General features: G+C 48.7%; 6 protein-coding genes. All 6 read left to right on the top strand.

All coding sequences use genetic code 11. The annotated features are described in order from the left end of the window. Positions 1 to 90: 90 nt before the first annotated feature. Positions 91 to 594 carry a deoxycytidylate deaminase gene (locus tag ADA01nite_RS03865; protein WP_146808591.1) on the top strand — a complete coding sequence of 168 codons (504 nt, stop codon included), beginning with the start codon at positions 91 to 93 and terminating at the stop codon, positions 592 to 594. Between the two features lie 108 nt (positions 595 to 702). Beyond that, positions 703 to 1,287 (top strand): hypothetical protein, encoded by a 585-nt coding sequence (locus ADA01nite_RS03860; protein WP_146808590.1) that lies wholly within the window; start codon positions 703 to 705, stop codon positions 1,285 to 1,287. Positions 1,288 to 1,490: 203 nt separating this feature from the next. Further along, positions 1,491 to 2,126, top strand: a complete 636-nt coding sequence (locus ADA01nite_RS22415) for a MazG-like family protein (protein WP_218029530.1) — start codon at positions 1,491 to 1,493, stop codon at positions 2,124 to 2,126. Next, positions 2,126 to 4,528 (top strand): DNA internalization-related competence protein ComEC/Rec2, encoded by a 2,403-nt coding sequence (locus tag ADA01nite_RS03850; protein WP_146808589.1) that lies wholly within the window; start codon positions 2,126 to 2,128, stop codon positions 4,526 to 4,528. The genes ADA01nite_RS22415 and ADA01nite_RS03850 overlap by 1 nt, the downstream gene beginning before the upstream one ends. Positions 4,529 to 4,609: 81 nt before the next feature. Next, on the top strand, positions 4,610 to 5,152 hold the full coding sequence (locus ADA01nite_RS03845; RefSeq protein WP_146808588.1) for an RNA polymerase sigma factor: 543 nt from the start codon (positions 4,610 to 4,612) through the stop codon (positions 5,150 to 5,152). 1 nt (position 5,153) lies between these two features. After that, positions 5,154 to 6,407, top strand: a complete 1,254-nt coding sequence (locus ADA01nite_RS03840; protein ID WP_170230139.1) for an anti-sigma factor family protein — start codon at positions 5,154 to 5,156, stop codon at positions 6,405 to 6,407. Positions 6,408 to 6,547 lie beyond the last annotated feature (140 nt).

Here is a 6,547-nt window from a genome sequence, read left to right as displayed (position 1 = left end):
GGGGGTGCGACTGAACAGTCGTTTGCCGTTGCTCTGTCCTATCGTTTATTATAAAAAAGAGGCAGAAAGAAACGGAAAAGAGGGAAATAGATGGGTGCACGAAAGACATGGGATGAATATTTTATGGATCTGGCTTACATGGCTGCTACACGAGCCACATGTCCCCGCCGCCATGTGGGGGCGGTACTGACCAAAAATCGAAAAGTGCTGGGGACAGCCTACAATGGAAGTCCGAGCGGAGTCGATTCCTGTCTGGATGTAGGATGCATGCTGCATAATTACTATGAAACAGACGAGAGAGGCACAATCGTGGAAAAACAAAAATGCATCCGCACGATTCACGCCGAACAGAACCTGCTGCTGTTTACCGACCAGGAAGATCGGCAAGGCGCCACGGTATATGTGACTGACCAGCCGTGCTGGACATGCGCTAATCTCATTGCTAATAGCGGTATTGCGGAAGTGGTGTATCACCGGGCATATGCGAAAGATTACGAGAAGGTGGCCAGGCTGTTCGGACAGAAAGGCATCGAGTTCCGCCAGATGCAAAAATATACACCGCCGCTTGGTGTCAAGATGGAATTTGTTGATTGAGATAAAAATTTTTGTGAAATACGCAAAAACATGGTATGGATGATAAATAAGGGGGTAAAGATGTAGCAAGAGGATATATTCTTTCGAACTACGAACGAGGTGATTTCAATGCAACCAAATGTCGCGGCAGTCCGTGGTGTGTGTGATAACTTTCAAGCTCCGCAGGAAAGAACAGACGATGTGTACCGCATTGTAGAAGAGGCGAAAGGCCGCCCTGAAATCACGGTAGAAGAGAAAAAGACAATGCAGGGCACACTGCTGCTTGGTTTCTATACTGAACATGGCGTATTCCGTTTAGTAGTACAAGCGGGTCTGCCGATTAAAGGCCGGCTCTATATAAACGGGATTACCGAAGAAGAAATGGTAAGTAATCCGCTTATTCGCCTATTCTACGGTGCCGTCTACTTAATGGGAGCAAGTGGTATGCTTCGACTCTATGAAGAAGGGGTAAGCAAAGACATTTATTTCCGTGAAGGCCGCATCTACGAAAACAACGGATTCGGCGGGGAGACAGAGCTTGCCAATATTCTGGTAGACCAATATATCGAGCAGCAAATTGTCGAAGGCCGTATCAATTTTCTGCTGGAGAAGCTGAATGATTGTATCGAACAGCAGGAAGAGCCAAATATGCATATGATTAAGCAGGAGCTATCAGAACTGACGGATCAGTGGAACGAGTTGCAGAGATACTAAAAGGAAAGAGTGAAAAACTCTTTCCTTTTTTTTACATTTAACTTGCCTTCTATGATAAGATAAAAGGAAAAGAGAGAAGAGAACGAGGGGATAGTTTCAATGAGGAAAAAGGCGAAGGCCTTTTTCTTCCCTGGATCTTTTTTCTTCTTCAGTTCTTTTTTCTCACGATTTTCACATAAAAGGGAGAAAGGAAGGAGAGCGGGATGGAGATTGTGCTTCCAAGACTGAACCGGCTGGTTCCTTCGCTGGAGTCGACGTTTCATAAGCTGGTGGAAGAACAGGGAGAACTAAGTGAAGCGATTCTTAGCTGGATGGAAGAGCAGGGAACGCCCCGTGCGCGTGAAGCGCTTTTGAATGTGGCCAGAGAGCTGCTCGACGTGGCTCAGACGTGCATTTCCATGACATTTGTACTGGAAGAATTGGCGCCGGATGTACGCCTGGAGCAAATGATCGATGATCACCTGGATAAACTGCTGCGTAAAGGCTATCTGCAGAGCATATCCGGCGATGTATATAGTAAGGTGAATGAAGAGGGATTTCGGGAAATGAGCCTGCCGCGCCTGGTGATTCCAGGCGTAACGCTTGATAGCACAGTGCTGAACATTTCGGTGGCGATCGGTCGTTTTGCCCAGTGGATTGGCAAGTTTCGCGGTGCCAGCGGTGAAGCCCGAATCTATACTGATGAACAAGTGCTAAGAGGTTGCGGATTAAATTTACTGCATATTGCTCAGTGCTGTTTTACTATGCTTTATATACTGGAAGACACGTTTTTAATGGACATTGATGCGCTTATGCGTGCACATATAGAGAAGTTGAAACAGCGTGGGTATGTAGGATAATGATTCGGCAGCGGGCGCTTTTGATTTATAGTTTGTACATGCTGGGCGGGCTTGTTTGCGCTTCTCGGTTTGTTCACAGCGCCCGGATGGGTCTTGGTTTGTGTATAGTGGTTGTGATTGTCGGAATGATGCCCCGGTTTTGGAAAAATAGAGTACCTCCTTCTATTGTCATAGTTGGGTTGCTATGTTTTTGTACGGGATTTACGCACTATGTCTGGACGGAGAAACGCAATGTAAGTGTGCTGCCGGAAGAAGCGAATGCGGCGTTTTCCGGAATTATCGAAAGTGCAGTGAAGTTTGACGGAAATCGGTGCAGGTTTATTGTGCGTATGGACAGGCTGGATAATAAAGATTTGCCGCATGCGGAACGGGTACAGACAACGCTCTATTTTCGGGATAAGGCCTCCTGGATGAAAGCGCAGCAGACGCTTGGGTTTGGAACAAGGATCACCGGAGAAATAGAGCTTGCGCTTCCTATAGCGCCCACCAATCCTGAAGCGTTCAACTACCCTGAGTATCTTCATTGGCAGCGAATTCACCGTATCGGAAAAATAAAAGAAGCGCAGACGCTTTCCTATGATGGGAGAAGCCTAAGTTTTACGGGAGCTATGGTCGCATCCCAGCAGTGGCTTGCGGAACGCACGACAAGGCTGTTTGCGCCGGAGTCGGCGGGCCTCCTTGCCGGAATGCTGCTAGGAGCTGTGGATGAAATCGATACCGATTTGTACGCAACGTTTTCCTCACTTGGTCTGACGCATGTAATTGCGATTTCCGGACAGCACATTACCCTGTTGATTGCAGGCTTGGTCTATACACTGCGGCTATGCGGCGTAACCAGACGGCGGGCCTACCTGGCGACCGCATTATTCCTTCCTCTTTATGTAGCGATGAGCGGATCAAGCGCTTCGGCTGTCCGTGCGTTAGTCATGGGAGAGTTTGTGCTGCTCGCGCTATTGACAGGAAGAATCAGGGACGGATGGAATCTGATTGGAGCCGCTTTTTTAATTATGATAGGATATGATCCGTACTATATTCATAATATTGGCTTTCAATTGTCGTACCTTGTTACATTTGGCCTGCTGGTGTTCGTGCCGCCGTTGACAGCCAGGTTTACCGTCGGCCCTGCGGCTTTATGTAGGCTGGCCGCGGTAACAATAGCAGCGACCGTGGTATCATTCCCGCTTACCATCTACTACTTTCACATCTATTCTTTTTTATCACCGATTATCAATTTTTTGTTTGTTCCTTTTATCAGTGTAATCGTTGCGCCACTTGCGGCACTCGCTCTTCTTTTGGGGAGTGTACACCCGGCTCTGGGATTTCTGCCGGCTAAAATCGTCGATTTATTTTTGCTCCCTGCTTTGCAACTGCTACAGATGATAGAAAAAGGGCAACTGTTAAGGAGCGCTTTTCGGTCTCCTTCCATGTGGTGGATGATAGGGTATTTCTGCTGGCTTATCTTCCTTGCCGGATGGTTGTATGATAAAATAACCTTAAATTGGAAAGCGAAACTCGGCTTCATTCTTTGTCCTTTGATTTTATTTGGTTCTCTCTTTTTTTCCTGGCCAAAAAAGGAAGTGACCGTTACTTTTTTGGATGTAGGACAAGGGGATGCGATTGTAATCGAGACACCTCGTAAAACCGTATTGATTGACGGCGGAGGGCCTCCGCCGCGCTGGGGAGAACAACCGTGGGAAAGAAGGCGCGATCCGTACAATCCCGTCAAGTCGGTCGTTATGCCTTTTTTGCATGCAAGAGGCATTTCTTCGCTTGATTTGCTTGTTCTGACACATGGCGATAGCGATCATATCGGCGGGATTTCTTACCTGCTTGAAAATATGCCGGTCCGGCAGGCACTGGTTAACGGCCTGCCTGCTAAGATCGAAGTTGAAAAAAAAGTCAATCAATTACTCCACGAAAAACGTATTCCTGTTGTAGAAGCGAGACAGGGGCAGATATGGCGAGAAGAACCCGGCATCGTATGGCGGGTTCTGAATCCTGCGCAAAGAATTGTGACAGAGGAAGATAATGCAAATTCGGTAGTTTTATTGCTTGAAGCCTATGGTTTTCATCTCCTTTTTGCCGGAGATTTAGAGAGAGAAGGCGAAGAGCGTTTGTTGCGCGAGAACCTGGTGGAGCCGGTAGATGTATTGAAAGTCGGCCATCATGGCAGCAAAGGCTCTACCTCGCAAGCATGGGTGGACCGTGTGACACCGAAGCTGTCTGTGATTTCAGTCGGCAAAGAAAACCTGTATGGACACCCGCATCGCGAAGCAATTGAAAGGCTTGCAAAAAGAGGCGGTGTTGTTCTTCGTACGGATGTTTGTGGTGCAGCGGTAGTGCATATAAAGAGAAACATGATTACATACGAAACCGTTAGCGTATCTGCTGCCTGCAGATAGTTTTTTAGACAGTAGTGCAACATTTTGTGCAACATTTAGTATATACCTTACGTCTGAGGTATTGAGAGGGGAGGCACGGGCGTGGTTGATGCAGAGTTAATACGCTCCGCCCAGAACGGGGATCGAGAGGCTCTTGTGCAATTGCTTGAGTCCATAGAGCATTCTGTGTACCGCACCGCGTTTTATATACTGGGGAACGAGCACGACGCGCTGGATGCTTCTCAGGAAGCATTGATCCGAATTTATACAAAAATCAATACCTACCAGGAGAAAGCGAAATTTTCGACCTGGGTGCAGCGTATCGTGACCAACGTATGCATAGATAAATTTCGCAAAAAGAAAGAGACTGTATCGATCGACCAGCACGAGCTTACACTCTATGATTTCCAAAACGTAGAGCAAGAAGTGGAACGGGCGGATGTAGCGGAAGAAGTAAGGGAAGCGATTAAGCGCCTTCCTGAACATCAGCGCACTGTCGTTACACTGCGCTACCTTCAAGATTTATCATACGGAGAAATTGCGGAAGTAATGAACATGCCGTTAAATACCGTAAAATCATACCTCTATCGGGCCCGACAACAACTTCAGGAATTACTGCATGAATATCAGAAAGGTGGTGTGTAGAGTGAGTTGCGAAGAAGCTTACGAGTGGATGCAGCGTGATTTGGACGGCGAGCTTGACGGTGCGGAAAAAGAAAAGTTGATGCGGCATCAAGCATTGTGCCGGGATTGCGCGTCCTTATATGAACGCTTGCACTCTCTCTCTACGCATCTAGAACAGCTTCCTATGGTCGAACCCCCGTTTAGTATCGTGAAATCCATTCTGCCTGAGCTTGACCGTATTGATCGTGAGCGAAACCTTCCGCCTTTTGTCCAGGAACAGGCGGCGGCGATCGAAATGCCGCGGCGGAATAACAAGGCAATCTGGTATCGTTATATCGGCGGCGCAACGGCAGCCGGACTGCTGATTTCCGCTATTGTCTTTATGCTGGATAAACCGGAGATGAAACAATCGGCGTTTTCTTCTTCGCAGATGCCCCAGGTTCAGGATGCAACCGGTACAAAGCCGAAGTCTAAGGCGTTTATTGTAGCGAACGAACAGCGTGAACCGCGGCAGGAGGCAGAGGGGGGTCCAGCGAAGTCTCCTGCCTCCGATGGAACAACGGAAGAAGCACCGGCTGCAGATGCTTCTGGCTCCAAATCGGCCGTTGGTGATACAGCGCCGTTGCAGGGGGATACAAAGAGTGCGTCGCCATCCTCCAGCGTTCATGCTTCTGCCGGAGAACAATCGAAGAGCGAAGAGGCGCCCGGGTCGGAAGTCGAACAGAATCAAAAATCAGTGAATAAGTCATCTTCCGCTCAGCCAAGCTCTGATGTTGAGACGGCCAGGCCGACCGAACCGAGCGGGGAGCCAGCGGAATCCGAAGTGGCGATCGCCGGGGCACCGGACGCTCCCGTAGATAACGGTGCACTGGCTGATAAAGCCGCGCCCGCTCCGAAGGACGGAAAACCTGGAATAAGCGGAACTCTGGCGTTTATCCAGGAAGAAGGGCAGCGGCCGAAGAGAGAGGCAAAGGCGGGAGCCGCCGCTTTGGCGGATAATACGTACAAGCCACCGGGCAAGCCGTCACCATCTCAGGAGTTTTTCGTAAGCAAGACCGACAATGCTCTTCTGGTGCGCAACGCAGGCGGTGGAATCGAGTTTGTCACTCATACATGGAACGAGGCGTATAATGTATCTTATCGTTGGATTGAAGATAAGAAGATCATCTATAAACTCGAATACATCGGTCGACCGGACGGAGGGGAAGCATCCGCTCCGCAGGAGTGGCTGATTGACCTTGAGAAAAATATTGAACGTCCACTTTTCAATAAATAAGCACGCTTTTTTTTTAAGATGCGTATGATGTAGTAAAAGCAGCGGTGCTTATCGCTCGGTCTCCGGAAAAAGGGCCCCCCGGACCCAGAGCGTTTACATATACGCACAGCCTTCCAAAGGCCATGGCACACGTTTGCCAT

Origin of the sequence: Aneurinibacillus danicus, from assembly GCF_007991215.1 — a bacterium.
Lineage (GTDB): Bacteria > Bacillota > Bacilli > Aneurinibacillales > Aneurinibacillaceae > Aneurinibacillus > Aneurinibacillus danicus.
The sequence above is the reverse complement of the archived record's forward strand: the minus strand, read 5'-3'. Positions and strand labels throughout refer to the sequence as shown.